Origin of the sequence: Vibrio sp. YT-17 (assembly GCF_033337375.1) — a bacterium.
Classification (GTDB): Bacteria; Pseudomonadota; Gammaproteobacteria; order Enterobacterales; family Vibrionaceae; genus Vibrio; species Vibrio alginolyticus.
This window is the reverse complement of sequence record NZ_JAWOQP010000007.1, coordinates 160,789-182,606: the sequence shown is the minus strand read 5'-3', so window position 1 is coordinate 182,606 and position 21,818 is coordinate 160,789. Positions and strand designations below refer to the sequence as shown.

The following is a 21,818-nucleotide window of genomic DNA, read 5'->3' as shown; positions in this document are numbered from 1 at the left end:
TTATACTTTAGGCTTAACGACTTGGTTTCTAAAGTCTTTGGGGGTCATGTTGTAAACGGATTTAAATGCTGTACTGAAATGCGCTGCACTTTTAAAACCAGACTCAAACGCTATTTCTGTTATTGATTTTTCTGACTTGCGCAGTTGGGTTGCTGCGAAGTTTATCCGTTTCACCTTTAATATCTGAGAAAACGAAAGATCATCTGCGGCGAGGCGACGTTTTAAGGTCGCGATGGACATGCTCATATGAGCCGCTAAGCCTTCTAGCGTGATGTCTTTTTCAATATTACCCTCAATGTACTTAATGGCTTTTTGAGAGTCGCTCAGGCTACTTGCATCATCTATGATAGATAGGATGTTTGGCTCTACCTCAACCATCAACGACAGCAATGCCATTGCGATATGGCTTTGTGTGTAGTCTGGAGCGTTGCGACTCGCTAACTTAACCAACATGTCCTTCAATTGTGCTACTTCGCTACTGGATTGCGTTGAAAAAGGATAGAAGCGCCTTTCTTCCGTTTTGGAACGTAGCATCGGGTGCGCTTTCTTAAAGTCACAGAATATATTTGGGTTGAAGACTAAAGCCAATGCTTTAAAGCCTCCGTCACTAGAGACGGCTTCTGCACTGCTCAGATCTGCGGAGTTATAGAGTGTGAAATCTCCGGCTTTAAGTTCAAATTGCTCACCATTAGGTTGATGAACTAATAGGGCACCTTCTTCAACAATATATAACCCATTATGTGTTGCAGTGTAACGCTCACTTTTGCGCGCAGTGAAGTGATTAAAGCGAATGATCTCAATGTTCGGCATACTCGTTCTTATCGTTTTACATAACAAATAAAAAAGGCGCTCAATAGAGCGCCTTTTAACTTCATTCGGTATTATTCACTTACAGTCTGTTCTGTTTGTGCTGCTGGTTGTTCAGCGAATACCTGGGTTGGCTTTGCAACTAAACTGCGGTTTTCTTGGTTTACGTCCGTAAGGACAATTTCCAATGTATCCCCAAGTTTGTATACGACCTCTTTATCGATAGAGATGGTACCGTTGTCGCCATTGCACTCAATTCTTTCTTTATTATCAAGAATTAGTGCACCAGGAATAAAGGCTGCTGCGCCATTTTCGAGAAGTCGGACACGTGCGCCTGCACGATTAATATCGAAAATCTCACCTGTGAAACAAGTTTTCTTGCTCGGCTCATCAGCAAGCGTGCGTGCATATAGCCAATCTGAGACATTTCGCTCAGCGATTTTATGATGTTTACGATGTAGAGCTAGCTCTTCGCCTACTTGGTCATCTGGTTTTTGTACGGGTTCTTTACCAAGGATGACGGCCTTCAACATACGGTGGTTGATCATATCACCGTATTTACGAATTGGTGATGTCCAAGTTGCATAGATGTCTAAACCCATTGCGTAATGAGGCAGAGGCTGATTACCCACTTCACTGTATGCTTGGAACTTACGAATACGGTTATCTAGATAAGACGTTTCTTGAGCTGCCAACCAGCGGCGCAACGCAGCAAAGCCTTCTAGTGTAGCAATAGACTCCGCTGTGAACTCCAACTGGCCTTCTGGATTGACAAGTTGAACCACTTCTTCAATCTTCTCGTTCTTGATACCTGCATGCGTATTGAAGACACCTGTTTCAAATTTATCGCGTAATGTACGACCTGCACAGATGTTTGCGGTAATCATGGATTCTTCAACAAGACGGTTTGCACTGCGGCGCATGTCTGCGTGGATAGCAATTACATCGTTATCTTCACTGAGCTCAAAACGGTAGTCAGGACGATCAGGGAAGACCACTGCGTTTTTCTCACGCCATTCAGCGCGAGCAAGAGAGAACTCATAAAGATCACGAACGATGGTCGCGATCTCTTCAGATGGCTGCCATGCTTCAGAGCTGCCGTTTTCTAACCAATCAGACACGTGATCGTATGCTAGGCGTGCATGTGATTTGATGTTTGCCGCGAAGAATTTAATATCGTCGCCAATCACACCATCTTTACTTACCATTACGGTACAGCAAATAGCAGGGCGGGTTTCACCTTCAATCAGAGAACATAGGTTGTCCGCTAAATCGCGAGGTAGCATCGGGATGTTGCGGCCTGGAAGATAAATAGTATAGCCACGCTCACGCGCTACTTTATCCATTTCATCTTCAGGTGTGATGTAAGCGGTTGGGTCCGCAATAGCGATGGTGAGTTCGAAATCGCCAGATACGGTTTTCTTCGCGTACAGCGCATCGTCCATATCTTTAGTCGATTCACCGTCGATAGTGACGAATGGAACATGAGTCATGTCTACGCGTTCTAGCTCCGCGTCGTCTTTTAGTTCCCAGTTATCGATGCCTGCTGGCTCAGAGTTTGGTAGATCGTTTTGAGCAAGCGTTACCCACCAAGGCGCAATTTTATCATTCGCGTCAGTGATTTTTTCAGAAATTTCTACGAAGAAAGAGTTATCGCCTTTTAGAGGGTGGCGAATAAGATGTGCGACAACCCAATCACCTTCGGCGAACTCGTCAGGTTTTAGACCTTTCTTTAGTTTCGCTTTAAGAGATAGCTTTTTAAGCTGTGGGTGATCAGGTGCTACGTTGAGCTTGCCTTTGAACATTTTTACTCGACCAATAAAGCGAGTCACGGCTTGTTCCAGCAGCTCTTGTGGCTCTGCAACTTCGCGTTCATTTTCGGTGCGGATAATGGCGATGACTTTGTCACCGTGCATGCACTTTTTCATGTACGCAGGCGGGATGAAGAAGCTCGTCTTACTGTCCACTTCCAAAAAGCCAAAGCCTTTATCTGTGGCTTTTATTGAGCCTTCTTTTTTAGGCAGGTTTTCTTGGATTTGCTGCTTAAGCTGAGCGAGTAGTGGGTTATCTTGAAACATCTTTTCTTAAATTACCTATGGAGTTGGGCACACTATAATCATTGCGAGCTATTATTACTACCTGTGGAGCGTAATTTCGCCGTGAATTTTGCCAATTTAACCACGAGAAATTGGCTTAAATATTGATGAAATTCTCATCTGTGAGTTACGCGAATCTACGGGGAATGGTAGGGTTGGTGGAAAAATATGCTAAAAATACCATTGTTGAGAATAAATTGTGATGTAATTCAATTTTTTCTGGATTTTTTTATGCTTTTAAGGAATAATCCGCCTCCCTTAGTCGTCCCTAATGGCTTATCGCGGTTGTGTACTGTGCTGTGTTCCCGTCTGAATGGAATCAGTATCTGGATGGATCAGTATCGAATTGGAAGAGCATATGGGACTGTTTTTTTGTTTAATTAAGTAGGATCCCAATGCAAGATTCTGTTATTCAATTCAGTGATTTATCTCTGAATGATTCTATCCTTTCTGCTCTAGACGGAATGGGTTTCGTGTCACCAACTCCAATTCAGGCTGCGGCAATCCCACACCTATTGGAAGGTGCTGACGCGCTGGGTAAAGCTCAAACAGGTACAGGTAAAACAGCAGCGTTCTCTCTGCCTCTTCTCAACAAACTCGATCTAAACCAACGCAAACCGCAAGCGATTGTACTTGCTCCGACTCGTGAGCTGGCAATTCAGGTTGCAGCGGAAATGAAAAACCTTGGTAAAAATATCAAAGGTTTGAAAGTTCTAGAGATTTACGGTGGCGCATCTATTGTCGACCAAATGCGTGCTCTTAAAAGTGGCGCTCATGTAGTTGTCGGTACTCCAGGCCGTGTTCAAGATCTTATCAATCGCGAACGTCTACACCTAGACGAAGTTAGTACTTTCGTTCTTGATGAAGCAGACGAAATGCTAAACATGGGTTTCGTAGATGACGTAACTGCGATCATGGAGCACGCTCCAGAGTCAGCACAACGCGTTCTGTTTTCTGCAACTATGCCTCCAATGCTGAAGAAGATCGTTGAACGTTTCCTTCGTGACCCTGTAACGGTTGACGTTGCTGGTAAAAACCACACTGTAGACAAAGTTCAACAACAGTTCTGGGTAGTGAAAGGTGTAGAGAAAGATGAAGCAATGTCTCGTCTTCTTGAAACTGAAGAAACTGACGCGTCAATCGTATTCGTACGTACTCGTCAAGATACTGAGCGTCTGGCTGACTGGCTATCTGCACGTGGCTTCAAAGCAGCTGCACTGCACGGTGACATTCCTCAGTCTCTACGTGAGCGTACTGTTGATCACATCAAACAAGGTGTTATTGACATCCTAGTTGCAACTGATGTTGTAGCTCGTGGTCTTGACGTTCCACGTATTACGCACGTATTCAACTACGACATCCCATTTGATGTTGAGTCATACATCCACCGTATCGGTCGTACTGGCCGTGCTGGACGTAAGGGTAAAGCGATCCTTCTAGTTCGCACTAACCAAATTCGTATGCTTCGCACTATCGAGCGTGTAACTAAGTCATCTATGGAAGAAATCCAACTTCCTCTACGTGACCAAGTTGCTGAAGCTCGTCTAGCTAAGCTAGGCGCTGAGCTTGAAGCAGAGAAAGAGCACAAAGCACTAGACAAATTTGCTGAGTTGGTAGAGAAACTACAAACTTCTCTAGACATCGACCCAGCAACACTTGCTGCTATGCTTCTTAAGCGTCAGCAAGGCAAACGTCCTCTGTTCTACATTGGCGAAGACCCAATGGTTGAAGCAATTGAGCGTGACAAGCAACGTCGTAAAGAGCGTCGTGAAGGTGGTCGCGACGGCGGTCGTAACTTCAACAACCAAGACTGGGATACTTACCAGCTTCAAGTTGGTCGTGAGCAAGGCGTTCAAGTTAAAGACATCGTTGGCGCTCTAGCAAACGAACTAGGTCTAGGTAAAGGTTCTATCGGTGCGATCAAGCTAGCTCAAGGTCACACATTCGTACAGCTACCTAAAGCAATGACTTCAGACGCGGCGAACAAGCTAAGCAAACTACGTATCCGTCAACAAGATGTTGGTGCTGTAGTATGTGATTTCGATGATTTCCGCGAGTCTCGTGGTGGTCGCCGTGACGGTGGTCGTCGCGATGGTGGTCGTCGTGATGGCGGTGGTTACCGTGGCAACCGCGAAGGCGGCAACCGTGGTGGTGATCGTCGTGAAGGCGGCCGTCGCGAAGGTGGCTTCCGTGGTAACCGTGACGGCAACCGCGATGGCAATCGTGAAGGTGGCGAACGTCGTTTCGATCGCAACCGTGGTGGTGATCACCGTGGTGCACATCGTGGTGAACGTGGTCACGGTCGTGGCCGTCGTACAGACGCATAATCACGAGTGATTAAAGCGACGGTTTAAGTTGCTACAAAAAGAATTGAAAGCCGAGCAAAGTGCTCGGCTTTTTTATGCGCGTCTAATACGGTTTTGCTTTTCATCGTGTTTGTTTACCCAACTTATTACTTCGTCTAAGGGCAGAACAAGTAACCCTGAATGATGTCACAGCCTCGACTTCTCAAAAAATGCAGTGTGTCCATGTCTTGAACGCCTTCTGCTACGACCGAATACCCTAATCCATGTGCTAGCGCAATCGTGTTCTCAACGATAGAGCGGGAGCCTTCAGTGCGGCTTGTTGTGAAAAGAAATTAACCAGCTTACCTTGAAACGTATTATCAATCTTTCGACGTTTTTGAGGTTATCTCATAATTTGAATCAGTCATTGGCCTTCAGGTTGTGTTATGTCTTCGATAGACTCAAAGCAGTATTAACGATTAGGGAGCCCAGTAAGAGCGTCATGAACGGCATTGCGCTTCTCTCTTTCAGCAACGGTCAGAAGATCTAACATCGAATCGTTGCTTCACTTAATCACCAGCACGACAAAGGTATGCCGCCAAAAATTATAAGAGAAACGCCCGTTTCTAAGAGAGAAGCAATAGGTTTTTGCATGATGGCGTGCAAAAAAAACGGCATAAGCAAAAATGAAACAGCTGATTAACAATAATAGGTAAGTCCACCCGGTTACGTCAGTTTTCGAGCAGATGTTTTTTGTCATCTGCCATCCCCAGCAGAGCAAAATCAAACCTAAGATCACTAGTAGAAACGCAATAGTGAGCACATTATTACCCCGATTTATTGATTGGTTTGTTATTTTTGTTAACCCAATAAACAACTTGTTTTATATGCCTGACTTTGTACAAATTGACCTGTTCATAAACTATGTTTAACAAGTGATATTTTTTAGTCTTCAAATAAAATCAAAACTTGCTACAGATCAACAAAATTTGTTCAATCAAATCGGTTTTACTAAAAGATTATTGAAAGATTAAAAAATTATTGAATAATAGAGGGGCAAACAAGAAGTACGCAGCGCACAAGCGCTATTACAACCTCTGCTCTACAACAGGATAACTATTTCATGTCTAATTCGTTTGTACTGGTGATCAACTCTGGTAGCTCTTCATTAAAATTTGCTGTTATTGATTCTGAAAGCGGTGAAGCTTTGGTATCAGGTATTGGTGAGTGTTTTGGCCTACCTGAAGCTGAAATCAGTTGGAAATATCAGGGAGAAAAAACCGTTGAAGCAATTCCAGCTGGTGGCAACCATCATCAGTACGCTGTTGAGCGAGTGGTAAAACTACTCGATACTCTAGGTTTGAGCTCAAAATTTGTCGCTGTAGGCCATCGCATTGTCGCAGGCGGTGAAACCTTTAAAGGAACTGTGAAAGTTGATGAAACAGTTATTCAAGAAGTAGAGCGCCTTGCTGAACTTGCACCACTTCATAACAAAGCGAACGCTGAAGGCATGAGAGCGGCAATGGCGGCGTTCCCTTCACTGCCTCAATTTGCTGTATTTGACACTGCTTTCCACCAAACAATGCCAGCCAAAGCCTTTATGTACGCACTTCCTTACGAGCTTTACGAAGAGCATAAAGTGCGTCGTTACGGTGCTCACGGTACAAGCCACTACTACGTAAGCCGTGAAGCAGCGAAAATGCTAGATAAGCCGGTTGAAGAAAGCAGCTTTATCACTGTGCACTTAGGTAACGGTGCATCAGTGAGTGCGGTTAAAAATGGCGAATGTGTTGATACAAGTATGGGTTTGACACCGTTAGCTGGCCTAATGATGGGCACTCGCTGTGGTGACCTTGATCCAAGTGTTATCGAGTTCCTTTTCCGTAAAGGCTGGGAAAAAGACGAAGTGTTCGAGATGATGAACAAGAAGTCAGGTTTCTTAGGTGTATCTGGTGTGACAAGTGATGCTCGTGGCGTACTAGAAGCAATGGAAGCGGGGAATTCACGTGCGAAGTTGGCATTTGAGATCTTCACTTACCGCGTTGCGAAATACATTACTTCCTACCTAGCGGCTCTGGATTCATTAGACGGCATCATCTTCACTGGTGGTATTGGTGAAAACTCACTACCAATTCGTCGTGAAATCTTGAAAAACCTAAAACTGTTAGGTTTTGTTGAAGATGAGAAAGGTAACGAAGATGCAAGATTTGGTAACGCAGGTGTTATTGCAACATCTGAGTTGTTAGGTGCCAAAGCTCTTGTTATTCCTACTAACGAGGAATTTGTGATAGCCAAACAATCGGTTGAGCTATTGTAATATATAACGAAAACAGAAAGTTAAAAGCGAGCCTCGTGCTCGCTTTTTTTATTTAAAGCAATTTGGCAATTACTCTTTGAGCTTCAGAGCTTCGCGCTTTTCGATTAAAAAATCCATCAAGACGCGGATTTTTTTCGGCATATGCTCTCGTGAAGGTATATATAAATAAAACCCTGGAAACTCTTTGCACCAAGGTGTCAGAACTCGGGTCAATCTTCCCTCATCTATGTGCTTTTCCACCCATAAATCAATATGTTTCACTAAACCCACACCCTGTATTGCAGCTTGTAACATACTATAGTCATCATTAAAAATAGCATTGCCTTTAGGCTCGAAAACTAGGGTGCGCTTTGCAACATCTGGAGAGGTTAGGGACCAATGATCAATTGTTCCGCTAGAGGTAAAACGATAAGCAAGGCAATTGTGACCTTCTAAATCCTCAGGAGTTTGAGGTAGTCCATTTTGCCTAAAGTATTCAGGAGAGCCCACTATTGCCGTTGTTAACGGCGGAGTAATAGGGATCGCAACCATATGTTCATCTAAGCTTAATCCTAAGCGAATGCCAGCGTCAACGCCTTCTGCGACGATGTTAGAAAACCCATCATCCATGATTAGCTCTAGGCGTATTTTAGGATAACGAGAGAGGAACTCACCTAGATAGGGCTCAATAAGCAGCCGAGCAGCGGTTCTTGATACACTGATACGGATTAATCCCGAAGGCTCAAGATGAGAGTCGTTCAATTCGTTAACGACCTGCTCAATGTTCACCAATGAAGGTTGCAAAATATCAAGCAGACGTTGGCCTTCTTCCGTCAGCGACATACTTCTGGTGGTTCGATTAATTAACCGAACTTGTAGCTGTTGTTCTAACGCTTTTAGGTGTTGTGATAAGGCAGCACGGGTTACCCCCATTTCTAAGGCTGCTTTAGTGAAACTGCGATGGCGAGCAATATGTGCAAACCACGTCAGTGATGAAATTAAAGAAGGTTCTATTCTCATTTGTTAAGTATAACTAAACAGTCATGTAGATAAAACGATATTTATCCGAAACAGTGTGTTGACTAATATTACCTCGAAGCTTAGGTCAGCCTGAGATGAACAGTTAACCTCTAATGGAGAATGTCGCTATGTCTAAAGTCACTTTCAAAAATCTCAATGGTCAAGGTATTGAGATTTCAGCGGTTATCAACTTCCCTACAGATTTTGATGCAAGTAAACAATATGCGGCGGTTGTTGTTTCACACCCAGGTGGTGGCGTAAAAGAGCAAACCGCAGGCCTATATGCGAGTAAACTTGCAAAAAGCGGCATAATTGCCATTGCGTTTGACCGTTCGTATCAAGGTGAAAGTACAGGTGAGCCTCGCCAAATGGAAAACCCTTACACGAGTACTGAAGACGTGAGCGCAGTCGTCGACTATCTGACAACGTTAGAGTACGTCGATAACGATAAAATTGGCGCAATGGGGATTTGTGCTGGTGCGGGCTATAGTGCAAATGCAGCGATCAATGATCGTCGAATCAAAGCACTGGGTATGGTTAGTGCCGTAAACATTGGCCAAATGTTCCGTAATGGTTGGGATAATTCGGTTAACGATGCTGACGCTGTTGGTTACTTAGAATTTGGTTCGAATGCTCGCACAACCGACACGAATGGTACAGAATTCGCGACTATTCCTCTAGCTCCGATGCGTGAAGAAGATGCCTCAAATGCAGAGCTACGCGAAGCTTGGGAGTATTACCACACACCACGTTGTGAACATCCAAATGCGCCGGGTTTTGCTCTAACTCGTAACTTAAACCAGATCATTACTTACGATGCGTACCACAAAGCGGAAGCATTCCTAACTCAGCCAATTCTTGCTGTCGTTGGTAGTGACGCAGGCAGCAAATGGATGAGTGATGACCTGATAGAACGTGCAGCGAGTTCAGATAAAACCTTGTATGCCATTGATGGTGCAAACCATATGTCGCTTTATGATGTTGCCGAATACGTCGATGACGCAGTATCCCAACTCGCATCTTTCTTCCAACGCACTCTTTAATATTCCCGATGAAAGGCTCAATTGCTTCGAGCCTTTCTGCTCTCAAGGCTTTTTACTCTTAAGGTATTGATTATGAATATGCAAAAAATCACTTTTAGAAATGCTGATATGGCTTGGGATATGTCTGCATTAATTTTATTTCCAGAAGGCTTCAATGAATCGAAACGCTACCCAACAATGATAAGTGTTCATCCTTTTGGTAGTTGTAAAGAACAAACATCCAGCGCTGTCTATGGTAAAGCCCTTGCTGAGTTAGGTTACGTCGTGATCGCATTTGACGCGAGCTTCCAAGGAGAATCGGGGGGATTGCCTCGCTACGTAGAAGACCCAAGTCAACGTGTTGAAGATATCAGTCGCGTTATCGACTATGCAGTGACTTTACCTTATGTCGATGAGAATAGAATTGGTGGACTCGGTATCTGCGGCGGTGGTGGTTACATGATCAATTCAGCCCTAACCGAAAAGCGCTTGAAAGCTGTCGTAGGTATTACGCCTGTTAACTTAGGCCGCTTGTTCCGTGAAGGCTTTAGTATGTACGACCCTATCGCCAATCTTGAAGCTATGGCTGCACAGAGAACAGCCGAAGCTCGCGGCTCAGAGCTGAAAATCGATGAACTTCTTCCTCCAAATATTGAATTTGCAAAAGAAAATGGATTAACAGAACGAGACGTGTTCGAAGCTACTGAATACTACAAAACATCACGTGGACAAACCGAAGGTGGTGCAACTCGTATGCTGTTTTCACATGCACAGAAAACACTGAGCTGGGATGCCTTTGCATTTGCCGAAACGTTATTGACTCAGCCTGTTATGGCCGTGGTAGGGCAAAAAGTCGGGGCGTTTGGTGCTTATCGTGATGGGCAGGAAATTTATGGCCGCTCTGTTCAATCAAAAGACCGACAGCTGGTTAATTTGGAAAACTGGTCTCACTATGAACTGTATGACCATCCAGAAGCAGTCGGCATTGCAATGGACAAGGTTTCTGCATTCCTTGAAACACACTTAAAATAATCTAATAAGTTAGAAGCGTTTTGTAGAGTTGCAAAGCGCTTATTTTTAACAGCGTAAGATGTAGTTCGAAGCGAGTAGGTCGGTAAATCTTCGTGCGAATAACTTCATCTACAGGCTATTGACTAAATACCACTGCCAAATACTGTTTAAGACAATGTACACTGAAACCTAATTAAAGGCGTTAGATAGGAAGGCAGTTTAATTCATGCGCAAATCAGATAAGAAGGTCGAGAATCTAATTAGAGAAGTGTTGACCGAAGTTTGTGAAGATACGCTAAAAGGCTACGATGGCTTTCTTTGGGTGACTCATACCGTCAAATTCTCTTCTTTTCCACAAAGTTTAGAAATAGTCTGCGTATTCGAAACGAAGCAAGATCGAGCTAATTTTTTTGAAGGAGAGGGCCGCCAGCATGTTTCCACAACTATTCAAAAGGCATTTAATAAGGTAGGAGTGCAACTAAAGAACGTCAGTAAGCAAATCAGTTACGATACAAAACAAAAGCATTAGCCGCGCAGCAATGGTCCGTAATAAAATGGTGCTTGGCTACCTTGCTATAAAAATGCAAAGGGCACTGGATGGGCAATGAAGCTTCGGCTCACTTAGATATACATCGGTGTAACTATGAGTTATGGAGTTATGGATTGTGAATACGGTTGGTTTTCTAATGTTGCCTTAAGAGGCAATGATTAGTCGTTTACAATGAGTAAAGTACAAACTTCTGCATGGTGGATATCCGCAGAAAATTATTGAAAAGAAAGGCTCTAGCTGGAGCGGTCTATCATTTTCTTTGGGTTACCTCGACTATGAATAGCTTAATTGCTATGTTTCGCAAAATATATGGATATTCTTCTGCTCGTTATCTTCAGATTCCGTGCAGAAGAATGTGTTTGCCGGCTGAGGGAAAAATGAAAACCAAAATAATAATGTCTTTTCTACTCGCTACATTGTGTGTCAGTGCCAGCGCCAGTACGAATGAGCCGAAATACCATTCTGCGCTAACAATCAAAACGGGATTCAGTGAAGACAGAGACAAGCCTGTGGAAGTCTATTATTGGTATCCCACAACGAACGAAAAAAACAACTTCTCGTTTGGTAGGGGGAACATTTTTAAATCAGTCGAAACGCAGTTAGATGCCCCTTTAGCAAGTGGAAAATTTCCCGTTGTGCTTTTGTCGCAGGGCGGAACACGGTCAGCGTTTTCCCACAGTGGTTGGATAGCCTCGAGCCTGGCGCAACAAGGTTATGTCGTTGTGGTACCAAAGCCTCCTGCACCGAACGAAATCAATGCAGAAATGGCTGTTGATGAAATCACATTCAGAACCAGTGATTTGGTGCTTGGACTGAACGAATTAAGTTCGGCCGGGATACTGTCCGGAGGCGTAGATACTGATGAAGTGCAGGGGGTCGGCTTTTTTCTGGGCGGCACATCTATGCTGATGCTCTCCGGAGCTCAAATAAGCCCGGAGAAATATCGAACATCGTGTCACAACGCCACCAATGTAGACTGTCATTGGTTACGTGAAAATAACGTTGATATTACCAGCATCCCGGATCAAAAATTCCCCCGATTTCAGTCTGAAAACAAACTGAAATCGGTCGTCGTTATCAACCCTGAGCTAACGAAAACTTTTGTCCCTGAAACTCTGGCCTTGATGAACAATGCTATCACCGTGGTGACGCTTTCTGATCGGCTACATCCCGCACTGACACCAGCCGATTCACTTGTTGATCTTCCCAATGTGACGTTTCAAGAGATTCCTAGTGCGAGTCAGTTTAGTGCGTTCGCAGAATGTACTGAGCGTGGCATTAAAATTCTCGCATCAGAAGGGGAGGAAGCACTTTGCCAGGAGCGTGACGAGGTTTCCAGAAAGGACAATCATCAGCACATTTTGGATGTAATTCTGGCCAGGTTAACAAAGTCATAAGAGTGCAACAATGAGGAGCTTTCTTACACATTGTGTGCTTGGACCAGCAAAGCGAGAAGTAAGTTTTTGCAGGCTTATCCTTTCACCATAGTGCAAGGCCTACTAGTGACCGTGTTATTTGCTCTAACTAAGTACTTGTACCAACATTTTGAAACTTAGAAGAACACACAAAATACCAACGATTTTCTTAAGAACTTTATTTGGGAAATACTCTGCACAACGCACGCCGAGGCTAGTAGTTAAGTAGCTACTAATGGAGAAGCTGAGCATTGCAGGAAGGTATATGTATCCTAATACTAAGTTGTTCCAATCTGTGTTTCCCCATCCGTTTAACATGTAACCGAGGCTTCCTGACAGCGCGATAGGGAAACCTATCGCAGCAGAGGTACCAATAGCACGTTTTACCTCAAAATTTTGCTGGACAAGATAGGGGATGATCAACCCCGCACCGCTTATAGAGACAAGTGCTGATACAGAGCCAATCACCGAGCCTACAGTGATATTACCGATAGCCCCATGTGGGTTAGGGTTGTACTCATTTTCAGTGTTGAGAAACATCTTATAAGCAACATACAACATGAATACGCTGAAAAAGCCTGCCAGATAGACTCCTTGTAGATACGATGCTACGAATGTGGCGCAAAATGTTCCGACTAGAACTCCGCTCAACATTTTTACTACCATTGTCGAGTCTACATTCTCTTTTTTGTAGTGAGCGCGCATGCTGCCCAATGTTGTAATAATCATCGAAGCCATTGATGTCCCTAACGCAAGATGCACTACTTCCGTATCAGCTATTCCCTGTAGTGAAAATAGAAACGCAAAAATAGGGACGGCCATTCCACCACCACCCACACCAACGAGTCCAGCGAGAAAGCCAATGCCCAAGCCTGCTGTAATGTAATAGATAATAAAGATAGGTTCGTTCATGATGGTTCTGCCTTCGATAAAATGATCGTTGCTAAAATGTTACTCGAACGCTAACTTGCTATGGTAACGTTAAGAGGACAGAAAATAATGAATAATGGCCAAAATGGAATTGAGTAAATAAAGTGACAAACTCTGATTACAGCGAATGGAAAAATGGCGCCGCACTGATCGTTAAGGAGTGGCAGCATGAAAGGAGCGACTTCAACCATTTGGATCAACGGCCACATAATTGGCACAGTCATCATCGAGGCCAGTTACTGTGTATAGATGAAGGGCTAATTCAGGTCAAAACCGATGAAGGAACGTGGATACTACCACCTCACCGAGCTGGTTGGATCCCCCCGGGTGCGATACACAGTGTTTATTTTTGTGGTTCTCTGAAAGGTCGTTCATTACTGTTTACTCCAGAGAGTTGTGAGCGGTTTCCAATGAGACCTTGTGTGATCCAACTTAGCGATGTGTTGAAAGCCCTATCGGTTAGAGCATCGATATGGAGTAAAACAGACGATCTATCCATACAGTCTTTACGTATTCTTGCCGTAATATCCGATGAAATCGTCAATAGCCCTCATGAGTCACTCTACATCCCACTGCCCAGTGATCCGAGACTGCAAAAAGTTACTCAAGCGATTTTAATAGACCCAAACAGCAAACATTCAGTGGAGCATTGGGCCTGTATCGGGGCAGTCTCATCTCGGACGTTAAGACGATTGATTCGAAGTGAGTTAAACATGAGTTTTAGTGAATGGCGGCAACAAGTACTGCTAATACATTCATTAGAAATGATAGCTCGAGGGGAATCGGTGGGAGATATTGCACATGCTTTAGGTTATTCGACGCCCAGTAACTTTATTGCGATGTTTCGTCGGGTCTATGGCGATTCACCCACGCGTTACTTTTCTAATCGCGGAATATAATTTCCGTGCTCGCATGCTCATGATGTTCCCCTAATTATCTTTAATCAAAAAAGGTAAAGATTGAAAAGATTAATTGTTATGTTATAACATTTCCTTGTTTAGGGCTCTACAATTTGTTGTTTAAAGAATTGATCTCACAACCAGTAGTCTCCTATTGAGAGAGAGTAAACGTTGATTTCTTCACAAGCGCTATCTGACTTGACTCTACATGGGGTGGGACTGTGTCAATATGTCCGTGAACTAGAGCGAAATCGTAACGATTACTAGGTCTCATAGCCCTAGAAAATCAACGTTATTAAAACCTTTACCTGACCTTTTTAACGCTTGGGAGGAAGATATATGAGCATTGATGTAGTTGAGAACCCGCTTCGTGTCCAAACAACATCATCGTTGGCGATATCGACATCAGCGAACATACTTAGCGACATCTACAAACCAGAGCACAATATTGCCATATGGCAGCGAACGCTCTCGAAAGAGTTGACGAAGGACATTAATCTGATGCTGGCTCAGGAGCCTAGATTGGCACTGGTACAAAGTGTCACGCCAGATGATGCTGCACAATGGGTACGAAGCAAGTTAGAGGGCTATGCGTGTGCTGATGCGCTGAGTGAAGATGTTGCTTTAATCGTCGATATGTTCTGCTGTTTGTTTGAGGTTAAAGAAGCAGGTTTGAGACTAACTCGCCTAGACAGCCCGATGTGCCCGAAATTTCACTTTGATCGTGTGCCTTGCAGACTTGTCATAACTTATACCGGCCGAGCGACCGAATGGTTAACCAACGATACCATTGATCGCACTAAACTCGGTGCCGGTAGTCTTGGTCAACCTGATCACCTATCGGGCTTATACGACTCTGAAAGTGCCATACGACGAATGCAGCCTGGCGATGTTGCCCTGCTCAAAGGAAGTGGTTGGGAAGGCAATGAAGCCACTGGACTTATACATCGCTCTCCACATGTTGCAGATAATGAACGTCGCTTACTACTCACATTGGATTTCATCTAGAGATATGAGAAAGCTCAAAACGGTAGATGACGTCATGAAGCAGGTAGAGAAAATCTGCCTGCTGCGAGGTAAACAACTCACTACTAAACGGAAATTGATACTGACCTCACTGCTATATGCGGAGAAGCCGCTTTCTGCCTACGAACTAGTTGACTACTGCAATCACAACTTTTCTCAAAACATTCAAGCGATGTCGGTTTATCGAATACTCGATTTCCTTGAAGCAGAGCACTTTGTCCATAAGCTCAATACATCTAGTAAATACGTCGTTTGTTCTCAAATCGCGTGCGATCAGGAGCATGGCGTTCCACAGTTTTTGATTTGCTCTCAGTGTGGAAAGGTTAGTGAAATAGCGGTTGAAGCCAATGTTATTTCTAGCGTATGTGCGAAAGCCATACAAGAAGGCTTCACCGTTCTTAGCCCACAATTTGAGATTTCCTGTGTTTGCGATGAATGCGCAAACCGCCCGCTATGAGGCGGACACACGATCTCCCCTTATAGCTTCACAAGGTGACCGAGTATTGGCCACATTTATAAATTATCTAAAAGAATGAATTATGTCAGCAACATTGATTAAAAACGCTCGGGTGGTCAACGAAGGAGCCATTACCGAAACAGATTTACGTATTGTTGATCAAAGAATTGACAAGATTGCTACTAATATATCCGTACAACACGAAGATATTGTAATTGATGCTAAAGGGGCTTATTTACTGCCAGGCATGATTGACGATCAAGTGCATTTCCGAGAACCTGGGCTGACACATAAAGGCACAATTGCAAGCGAGTCGCGGGCAGCGGTAGCCGGCGGTATTACAAGCTACATGGAAATGCCCAATGTTAGTCCTGCTACAACGACTATTGACTCGTTAGAGCGCAAGTTCGCTCTCGCTAAAGAAAGCTCGTTTGCGAATTATTCTTTCTACCTCGGTGCAACCGAAGACAATCTTGAACAGATTAAACAACTTAACCCCAAACAACATTGTGGTGTGAAAGTATTTATGGGGGCATCAACAGGAAATTTGTTAGTCGAAGCTCCGCAAGCGTTAGAGTCAATTTTTCGTGACTCTCCAGTACTCATTGTTACTCATTGTGAAAGTGGGACTGTTATTAAACAAAACCAGCAAAAGCAAAGACTTAAGAAGTCAGATTTCACTATCGAAGACCATCCCATTTTGCGTGACGAAGAGGCCTGTTACGCTTCATCTTCTTATGCGGTAGAACTTGCCAAAAAGTATCACAGCCAACTACATGTGCTGCACATCACAACGGCGAAGGAGCTAGCACTTTTTGACGAGGGAGACATTCGAGACAAATCAATCACCGCGGAGGCTTGTGTTCACCATCTTTGGTTCAGCAACAAAGATTATGGCGCTCTTGGTAACTTGATCAAATGTAATCCTTCAATCAAGTTTCCTAGTGACCGCGATGCGTTGTTAAAAGCGTTAAATACGGGGCAAATAGATATCATTGCAACAGACCACGCTCCTCACAATTGGCAAGAAAAACAAGTGCCTTACGAGCAGGCTCCAGCCGGACTGCCGTTAGTTCAGCATGCGTTACTTACTCTCTTCGAGCATGTCCGTTTAGGTCATATGAGTTTGACTCAAGTAGTCGAAAAAACTGCGCACAACCCGGCCATTCGCTATGGCATTCAAGGCCGAGGTTTTATCCGTGAAGGTTACTACGCCGATTTGGTGTTGGTTGATGCTCATACCCCAACACGAGTTAGCAACGAAAACAGTTTATATCATTGTGGTTGGTCGCCTTTTGCTGGACATGAATTTTCAGCTCAAATTCAAAAGACTTGGGTCAATGGCGCGCTAGTTTATGCCAATAACAAAGTCATCGATAAACCAGCTGGAGCGATGCGTTTATCCTTCAATCGTTAAGTCGCTGACCGTAAAAAAGAGCCATAAACAAACTGGAAGCATTATGTTAAGAAGAAACCCAACGGGCCATATGCCACAGGTGTCCTCAACAGCCTTTATCGATCCAACCGCTATTATCTGTGGCAAAGTCATTATTGAGGATAACGTTTTTATTGGACCCTATGCTGTTATTCGAGCTGACGAAGTTAATAACCATGGAGACATGGAAGCTATCGTCATCAAACGTGACACCAATATCCAAGATGGTGTCGTAATTCACTCTAAGGCAGGGGCTGCGGTGACCATTGGTGAGCGCTCATCCATTGCTCATCGTTCGATTATTCATGGTCCTTGCCAGGTTTGTGATGATGTTTTCATTGGCTTCAACTCCGTCGTGTTCAATAGCGTCATCGGTGAGAGGTGTGTTATTCGTCATAACTGTGTCGTCGATGGCCTCGATTTACCCGCTTATTTCCATGTACCACCGATGACCAATATTGGTGTCGGTTTTGATTTAGAGAGTATCTCTAAAGTGCCGCCAGAATATTCAGCTTTTTCCGAATCCGTCGTTTCTGCCAACCATGAACTAGTCCAAGTCTACCGGAGAATTGCCAATGAACTGTAATAAGCCACTGATTTCGCGAGTGCCGACTAACATCATCACTGGCTTTCTCGGGGTGGGGAAAACATCGGCAATAATGCACTTATTGACCCATAAACCGAGTCATGAACGTTGGGCTGTATTGGTCAATGAATTTGGCGAAGTTGGTATTGATGGCAGCTTGTTACAAGGCCAAAAAAAACAACAAGACCAAGTGTTTATTCGAGAGGTCCCCGGGGGATGTATGTGCTGTGCAGCAGGTCTTCCGATGCAAATCGCCTTAAATCAATTATTGTCTGAAGCAAGGCCAGATCGATTGTTGATTGAACCTACAGGCCTTGGTCATCCTAAAGAAGTACTGCAAGTGCTATCGACCGAGTATTATCGTCAAATTCTCGCTTTGCAAAAAAACATTACTTTAGTCGATGCACGTAAACTATCGGATCCTAAGTACACTGAGCATGAAACGTTTAACCAGCAAATCACTATCGCAGATACAGTGGTAGGTAATAAGCGCGATCTCTATCAAGATGAAGATGAGCAAAAGCTGACGGCTTATATAGCAAAGCTCGGTCTGCGGGAAACAAAAGTGATTTTCGCTGAACATGGCGCTATCCCTTTTCATGAATGTGAGGGAGCGACTCGTATTGACGTGCAAAAAACGCCCTCTGTTCTTTATCGTGAAAGAGAGAAAAAGTCACTTGTTCCTGAGTTGCCTATGCCTGAGAGCGGCATTCTAAAAGCAACCAATCAGGGGGAAGGTTTCTACAGTATCGGTTGGCGTATCTCCGCTGAAAACGTGTTCGATCATCAAAAGCTGAGATTATTGCTGCTCGACCTCAAGGTCGAACGAATGAAAGCGGTTTTTATCACGGGAAACGGTATTTTTGGTTACAATCTAACATCAGATGGACTCACAGAGTTTGAACTAGACGAGTGTTCAGAAAGCCGCCTAGAACGGATCTCTTCCGGTCTAGATGACCAATTTGAAGATAGATTATTTCGATGTTTGGAGAAGGCATCATGATAGAAAAGAGAAAACTCTCCTTTTAACCATAATGTCTTACCTCCTTAAAATTCTAGTGGGGTTTCTTTTAAAGCTGCGCTTAGGGCACTTATGCTGCCGTATTAGGGTGGGGTTAGTACCCGTATTTTCTGCCTATGCGGTTCAGGCACAGTTTTATTCATGGGGTGAGGTATCCACGTTACACGTGGCCTAATTACTTGCTTTAAGTTACACGGAAGAAACACGTCTTTTTTTAGCGAGGGCCATTGCTATATTTGCGGTACTGTAGGCGCTCTCATTGATAAAGTGCGGGTAAATTTCCCCTTTGCCATTCCAATGGATATCATAACCAGCGAAAGTCGCTAATAAAGGTGCTCCTGGTTTGACCGCCTCAAAATCTCTGCCACAAATAGTAGGGTGTACTAGTGCTTGCCGCATACCCTCTTGATCAAGTGGAACCCTGATTTCTTCGGTGTAAAAAAACGCCTCATAATCGCTCAGTAAGCCTATTTGGTTGAGGTTGTGCTTTTCAACATAGTCCAATACTGCGGTAAGCATCTGTTTCATCAACTCCAACGTACTGTACTCTAGCGCACCATGTGCTTGCGCCCCGACCTCAATCATTATTCCATATTGCCCAGCAGTGCAAAGGTAAGGTTGCTCTTGCCATTCTTTTCGCTCTTCGAAAAGGACATGTGCTGATGGCATTCGTTGTTTGACGTACGCGCCCAGTTTCCGATAAAACACATCGTTAGAAAGCAAAATCAACGTCGCTCCCATATTGCTTGTTGTATTGTGCAGGTCAACAATCAACAGTTTTTCTTGGTTTGCATATTTCTCGATAAATTGATGTGCAATCTTGCTTTCATGCAAATCAGGACAATGATTGCTATTCATTGCTGAGAACTCGCGATTTAAGTCTGTATCGATGTATCGAACGTTGTGTTTTACTGCTTCGGAGTTTGCGATGATCGAGCAGGCTGAAAAGGTTGATCTATTGACAGAGTAACGTTTTTCTTTGATTAGTTTATGTAAATAAATACCAGAAAGTTCGTTTCCGTGTGTTCCTGCAACGATAAGTGCTGAATTGAATGTGTTCATTATTGAGCCTTCTCAAAGAGAATGGGTTGAATGACTGGTCTTCTCTTAGCCAATCCAGTGAACTGGATAAACGTTTACTAAACTGAGTAAAAATAATCCTAGATATGTTATAACATAACAATCGTTGTTATTGATACTTAGTTTCTCATGAGTCAGTTTAAATTTATTGTTTTAATCGTTGCTGTGTTTTGTTTTTCGGTCGCTTTGCTTCTACCTACAGAGGATGAGCCAAATCAAGATAGTCACAGCACTCAACTGAATCAAAGCAGTGATTCGTCACCACCTCCATCTTTAAAGATAGTGACTCCCTCAGATGTCAGTTTGACTCCGTTGCCTAAACCTAAACAAATACACTACATAGTTAAAGTGGGAGATACGCTCAGTGGTATCTTCGCTCAATTGGGTCTCCCTTACGGTATTTTGCAGCAAATTCTCTCAGTTGATCTTGATCACCTCCAGCTAGATATGATTAAGCCCGGAGAAGAGCTTGAATTAGTGATGGATGACATGGGGCAATTGAGTCAACTAATTTATCATATGAGCCTTGTAGAGAAGGCTATCTACACTAAAGAAAACGATGGCTCCTTCTCTTACGAATTTCAGGAAATTTCAGGGGAATGGCGTGAAACCTTATTTTCGGGAGAAATCAAAGGGAGTTTTTCAGTCTCGGCACATCGAGTTGGATTGACATCAGGCCACGTCGCAAATATTACGCAGGTGATGAAAGATAAGATTGATTTTGCGCGATCTCTTAGAGCCGGTGACCGTTTCGATATATTAGTGAAACAGCAATATTTAGGTGAACACAAAACTGGCAATAGTGAGATTAAGGCTATTTCTTTTAACTTAGCGAAGGGCGAAGTCGCTGCATTTCTAGCCGAGGATGGACGGTTCTATGATAGAGCTGGTAACAGTTTGGAGCGAGCGTTTAACCGTTATCCTGTCGATAGGGCATACCGCCGAATCACCTCTGGGTTTAACCCTAAGCGTAAACACCCAGTGACGGGAAGAGTCACCCCGCATAACGGAACGGATTTCGCGACACCAATCGGTGCACCAGTTTATTCTACTGGGGATGGAAAAGTAATTGCGGTCCGCAAGCACCCTTATGCCGGTAATTATTTAGTGATTGAACATAACAGTGTGTACAAAACTCGTTACCTACACTTGAATAAAATCTTGGTTAAAAAAGGTCAAGTTATAAAGCGTGGGCAAAAAATAGCCCTCTCTGGGAATACTGGTCGTTCAACCGGACCACATTTACATTTTGAAGTTTTAGTTCGTAATCGTCCGGTTGATGCAATGAAAGCCGACTTACCTATCGCGAAGTCGCTTCCTAACATCCAGAAACCTTCATTTTTGGCGCGAGTATCAGAGTTTGATTATCTAGTAGAAACGAAAAACTGAGTCCCGACAATTTGTTAGGGCTCAGTTATGCTATTTTGTGTTATGAGGTTGGAGCAATAGGTGAGTCTCAATATGTGTTCCTAGAAGAATAATGACTGCGATTTTTTCTTTTACGTGCGTCCACATCCGCAACATCGGACGCTTTGCAACAATCTCCGCCTTTGATCGGCCTACGTGAAAACATCACACCAATTGCGAGCATCGCAATACAACTTAGGAAAATAAGAACGGTAAGAACTAAAGTCATAACACCACCTCCTATAAATCGCTGTATTGTCATCTTTCTCCAATTTTATAAACAAAGCAATGGTCGTTTTGTAACCACTTATTGTTTTTATCAATAGTCAGACCTTTGCTGGTGATGAAACGTGCTGAGAAACGAAGGCGAGTTCTGAAAAATCAGTCTCTGTGGTCTTTACCGATTCTTAAGCTTTGGGTCTAAGACAGCAATTGGATTCCTTCTATAACTCATCAAATTGTTATGTTATAACAT

General features: G+C 43.7%; 18 protein-coding genes and 2 pseudogenes. 13 read left to right on the top strand and 7 right to left on the bottom strand.

The genetic code is table 11. From position 1 onward, the window contains the following. Together R7F67_RS09355 and rnb are read right to left on the bottom strand one after the other, a co-directional pair. A complete protein-coding gene (locus R7F67_RS09355; RefSeq protein WP_053307810.1) occupies positions 1–810 on the bottom strand; it encodes a helix-turn-helix transcriptional regulator in 810 nt (269 codons plus the stop codon). Positions 811–881: 71 nt separating this feature from the next. Next, entirely contained in the window at positions 882–2,885 is a 2,004-nt protein-coding gene (gene rnb / locus R7F67_RS09350; protein WP_005375678.1) for an exoribonuclease II, read from the bottom strand. Between the two features lie 413 nt (positions 2,886–3,298). On the opposite strand from rnb, the gene R7F67_RS09345 reads away from it, so the two are divergent. Continuing rightward, positions 3,299–5,230: a DEAD/DEAH box helicase gene (locus R7F67_RS09345; RefSeq protein ID WP_005375680.1), complete on the top strand. Its 1,932-nt coding sequence runs from the start codon at positions 3,299–3,301 to the stop codon at positions 5,228–5,230. A 72-nt stretch (positions 5,231–5,302) separates the two neighbouring features. Here the strand turns inward: R7F67_RS09345 and R7F67_RS25165 are convergent. Both R7F67_RS25165 and R7F67_RS25160 read right to left on the bottom strand, forming a co-directional pair. Continuing rightward, a pseudogene (locus tag R7F67_RS25165) lies at positions 5,303–5,541 on the bottom strand (EAL domain-containing protein); the annotation flags it as partial. Positions 5,542–5,663: 122 nt separating this feature from the next. Continuing rightward, positions 5,664–5,948 (bottom strand): annotated as a pseudogene (locus R7F67_RS25160) (GGDEF domain-containing protein); the annotation flags it as partial. Positions 5,949–6,311: 363 nt separating this feature from the next. Here R7F67_RS25160 and R7F67_RS09335 point away from each other — a divergent pair. Then, positions 6,312–7,505, top strand: coding sequence for an acetate/propionate family kinase (locus R7F67_RS09335; protein ID WP_053303735.1), 1,194 nt, complete (start codon positions 6,312–6,314; stop codon positions 7,503–7,505). Between the two features lie 69 nt (positions 7,506–7,574). Here R7F67_RS09335 and R7F67_RS09330 read toward each other — a convergent pair whose 3' ends face one another. Continuing rightward, positions 7,575–8,504, bottom strand: a complete 930-nt coding sequence (locus R7F67_RS09330) for a LysR family transcriptional regulator (RefSeq protein ID WP_053303734.1) — start codon at positions 8,502–8,504, stop codon at positions 7,575–7,577. 128 nt (positions 8,505–8,632) lie between these two features. Between R7F67_RS09330 and R7F67_RS09325 the strand changes: the two genes are divergently transcribed. The 4 genes from R7F67_RS09325 to R7F67_RS09310 all read left to right on the top strand — a co-directional run bounded on the left by R7F67_RS09325 (position 8,633) and on the right by R7F67_RS09310 (position 12,484). Next, positions 8,633–9,547 carry an alpha/beta hydrolase gene (locus R7F67_RS09325; RefSeq protein ID WP_017821078.1) on the top strand — a complete coding sequence of 305 codons (915 nt, stop codon included), beginning with the start codon at positions 8,633–8,635 and terminating at the stop codon, positions 9,545–9,547. A gap of 72 nt (positions 9,548–9,619) precedes the next feature. Continuing rightward, a complete protein-coding gene (locus R7F67_RS09320) occupies positions 9,620–10,558 on the top strand; it encodes an alpha/beta hydrolase (RefSeq protein ID WP_005375705.1) in 939 nt (312 codons plus the stop codon). Positions 10,559–10,763: 205 nt separating this feature from the next. Beyond that, on the top strand, positions 10,764–11,066 hold the full coding sequence (locus R7F67_RS09315; protein ID WP_005375707.1) for a hypothetical protein: 303 nt from the start codon (positions 10,764–10,766) through the stop codon (positions 11,064–11,066). Between the two features lie 398 nt (positions 11,067–11,464). Further along, entirely contained in the window at positions 11,465–12,484 is a 1,020-nt protein-coding gene (locus R7F67_RS09310) for a hypothetical protein (RefSeq protein WP_318057161.1), read from the top strand. Positions 12,485–12,607: 123 nt separating this feature from the next. Here the strand turns inward: R7F67_RS09310 and R7F67_RS09305 are convergent, their stop codons facing one another. Continuing rightward, positions 12,608–13,414, bottom strand: a complete 807-nt coding sequence (locus tag R7F67_RS09305) for a sulfite exporter TauE/SafE family protein (protein ID WP_033907508.1) — start codon at positions 13,412–13,414, stop codon at positions 12,608–12,610. Positions 13,415–13,536: 122 nt separating this feature from the next. Here R7F67_RS09305 and R7F67_RS09300 point away from each other — a divergent pair, with 122 nt between their 5' ends. The 6 genes from R7F67_RS09300 (at position 13,537) to R7F67_RS09275 (ending at position 18,838) form a co-directional block, all read left to right on the top strand. Next, positions 13,537–14,331: an AraC family transcriptional regulator gene (locus R7F67_RS09300; protein WP_213899591.1), complete on the top strand. Its 795-nt coding sequence runs from the start codon at positions 13,537–13,539 to the stop codon at positions 14,329–14,331. Between the two features lie 339 nt (positions 14,332–14,670). Further along, complete coding sequence (locus R7F67_RS09295; protein ID WP_025767648.1) at positions 14,671–15,339, top strand: DUF1826 domain-containing protein; 669 nt, start codon at positions 14,671–14,673, stop codon at positions 15,337–15,339. A gap of 4 nt (positions 15,340–15,343) precedes the next feature. Further along, complete coding sequence (locus R7F67_RS09290) at positions 15,344–15,814, top strand: Fur family transcriptional regulator (protein WP_017821073.1); 471 nt, start codon at positions 15,344–15,346, stop codon at positions 15,812–15,814. A gap of 82 nt (positions 15,815–15,896) precedes the next feature. Further along, positions 15,897–17,231, top strand: coding sequence for a dihydroorotase (locus R7F67_RS09285; RefSeq protein WP_258494884.1), 1,335 nt, complete (start codon positions 15,897–15,899; stop codon positions 17,229–17,231). A gap of 43 nt (positions 17,232–17,274) precedes the next feature. Beyond that, positions 17,275–17,835, top strand: coding sequence for a carbonate dehydratase (locus tag R7F67_RS09280; RefSeq protein ID WP_318057160.1), 561 nt, complete (start codon positions 17,275–17,277; stop codon positions 17,833–17,835). Then, a complete protein-coding gene (locus R7F67_RS09275; RefSeq protein WP_258494885.1) occupies positions 17,825–18,838 on the top strand; it encodes a CobW family GTP-binding protein in 1,014 nt (337 codons plus the stop codon). The genes R7F67_RS09280 and R7F67_RS09275 overlap by 11 nt, the downstream gene beginning before the upstream one ends. A gap of 207 nt (positions 18,839–19,045) precedes the next feature. On the opposite strand, the gene R7F67_RS09270 is transcribed toward R7F67_RS09275, so the two are convergent. After that, positions 19,046–19,918, bottom strand: coding sequence for an aspartoacylase (locus R7F67_RS09270; RefSeq protein ID WP_042521104.1), 873 nt, complete (start codon positions 19,916–19,918; stop codon positions 19,046–19,048). A gap of 147 nt (positions 19,919–20,065) precedes the next feature. On the opposite strand from R7F67_RS09270, the gene R7F67_RS09265 reads away from it, so the two are divergent. Beyond that, positions 20,066–21,325 carry a peptidoglycan DD-metalloendopeptidase family protein gene (locus R7F67_RS09265; RefSeq protein WP_318057159.1) on the top strand — a complete coding sequence of 420 codons (1,260 nt, stop codon included), beginning with the start codon at positions 20,066–20,068 and terminating at the stop codon, positions 21,323–21,325. Positions 21,326–21,818 lie beyond the last annotated feature (493 nt).

What these genes read in the sequence shown, in the direction of transcription:
- R7F67_RS09290 (WP_017821073.1), top strand. Translation starts at nt 15,344, where the DNA reads ATGAGAAAGCTCAAAACGGTAGATGACGTCATGAAGCAGGTAGAGAAA.
- R7F67_RS09285 (WP_258494884.1), top strand. Translation starts at nt 15,897, where the DNA reads ATGTCAGCAACATTGATTAAAAACGCTCGGGTGGTCAACGAAGGAGCC.
- R7F67_RS09335 (WP_053303735.1), top strand. Translation starts at nt 6,312, where the DNA reads ATGTCTAATTCGTTTGTACTGGTGATCAACTCTGGTAGCTCTTCATTA.
- R7F67_RS09315 (WP_005375707.1), top strand. Translation starts at nt 10,764, where the DNA reads ATGCGCAAATCAGATAAGAAGGTCGAGAATCTAATTAGAGAAGTGTTG.
- R7F67_RS09355 (WP_053307810.1), bottom strand. Translation starts at nt 810, where the DNA reads ATGCCGAACATTGAGATCATTCGCTTTAATCACTTCACTGCGCGCAAA.
- R7F67_RS09295 (WP_025767648.1), top strand. Translation starts at nt 14,671, where the DNA reads ATGAGCATTGATGTAGTTGAGAACCCGCTTCGTGTCCAAACAACATCA.
- R7F67_RS09305 (WP_033907508.1), bottom strand. Translation starts at nt 13,414, where the DNA reads ATGAACGAACCTATCTTTATTATCTATTACATTACAGCAGGCTTGGGC.
- R7F67_RS09275 (WP_258494885.1), top strand. Translation starts at nt 17,825, where the DNA reads ATGAACTGTAATAAGCCACTGATTTCGCGAGTGCCGACTAACATCATC.
- R7F67_RS09310 (WP_318057161.1), top strand. Translation starts at nt 11,465, where the DNA reads ATGAAAACCAAAATAATAATGTCTTTTCTACTCGCTACATTGTGTGTC.
- R7F67_RS09265 (WP_318057159.1), top strand. Translation starts at nt 20,066, where the DNA reads ATGAGTCAGTTTAAATTTATTGTTTTAATCGTTGCTGTGTTTTGTTTT.
- R7F67_RS09330 (WP_053303734.1), bottom strand. Translation starts at nt 8,504, where the DNA reads ATGAGAATAGAACCTTCTTTAATTTCATCACTGACGTGGTTTGCACAT.
- rnb (WP_005375678.1), bottom strand. Translation starts at nt 2,885, where the DNA reads ATGTTTCAAGATAACCCACTACTCGCTCAGCTTAAGCAGCAAATCCAA.
- R7F67_RS09345 (WP_005375680.1), top strand. Translation starts at nt 3,299, where the DNA reads ATGCAAGATTCTGTTATTCAATTCAGTGATTTATCTCTGAATGATTCT.
- R7F67_RS09280 (WP_318057160.1), top strand. Translation starts at nt 17,275, where the DNA reads ATGTTAAGAAGAAACCCAACGGGCCATATGCCACAGGTGTCCTCAACA.
- R7F67_RS09270 (WP_042521104.1), bottom strand. Translation starts at nt 19,918, where the DNA reads ATGAACACATTCAATTCAGCACTTATCGTTGCAGGAACACACGGAAAC.
- R7F67_RS09325 (WP_017821078.1), top strand. Translation starts at nt 8,633, where the DNA reads ATGTCTAAAGTCACTTTCAAAAATCTCAATGGTCAAGGTATTGAGATT.
- R7F67_RS09320 (WP_005375705.1), top strand. Translation starts at nt 9,620, where the DNA reads ATGAATATGCAAAAAATCACTTTTAGAAATGCTGATATGGCTTGGGAT.